1 protein-coding gene is annotated in these 788 nt (G+C 54.4%); it reads right to left on the bottom strand.

The window, feature by feature from the left end; translation table 11 throughout:
- A partial coding sequence (locus F0265_RS24485) for a DUF5801 repeats-in-toxin domain-containing protein (RefSeq protein ID WP_171750639.1) occupies positions 1 to 788 on the bottom strand: 788 nt, incomplete at both ends.

Below are 788 nucleotides of genomic sequence, written 5' to 3'. Positions count from 1 at the left end.
GTCGCCACCACCGTGAAATTAATCAGTTCACTGTCGCTATTGGCGTCATGGTCAATTGGCGCTTTGAGCTCAAAGGTGTAGCTGCCATCTGGGCGCAAGGTCAGAACGAATACTTCACCGTCCGCACTGGAGGCGGTGTATGTCGCCACACCATTGGCATCGACTGACTCCACTAGGGTGACGGCTTTGCCTTGTGAGGTCATACCGTCAATTGGGTTGGTGGTCAGGTCAAGCTCGTAGCTCACGACCTTATCGGCACCTTGAATGGTGGTGAAATCGCCGTCTTTGCTCAGCAAGGTACCATCTGGGCTAGAGCCGCCAGCAAGGTCATTTTCTTGCAGAATGAGGGCTTCTGCTGAGGCGAGATTCGGGCTATCATCGCCAATCGTAACAGGCAGCGTGATGCTGTCGGTGTCGCCATCAGTATCGGTGGCCACCACCGTGAAGTTAATCAACTCGCTGTCGCTGTTGGCGTCATGGTCGATTGGCGCTTTGAGCTCAAAAGTGTAGCTGCCATCTGGGCGCAAGGTCAGGACGAATACTTCGCCATCGGCACTGGAGGCGGTGTACGTCGCCACACCATTGGCATCCACTGATTCCACTAGGGTGACGGCTTTGCCTTGCGAGGTCATGCCGTCAATCGGGTTGGTACTCAGGTCAAGCTCGTAGTTCACAACCTTATCTGCCCCTTGAATGGTGGTGAAGTCGCCGTCTTTGCTTAGCAAGGTACCGTCTGGGCTAGAGCCGCCAGACAGATCATTTTCTTGCAGAATGAGTGCTTCTGCTGA

The sequence above is a fragment of the Vibrio sp. RE88 genome (assembly GCF_013113835.1).
In the GTDB taxonomy this organism is placed as follows: Bacteria; Pseudomonadota; Gammaproteobacteria; order Enterobacterales; family Vibrionaceae; genus Vibrio.
Note: the sequence above shows the minus strand (reverse complement) of the source record. Positions and strands in the feature narration are given on the sequence as shown.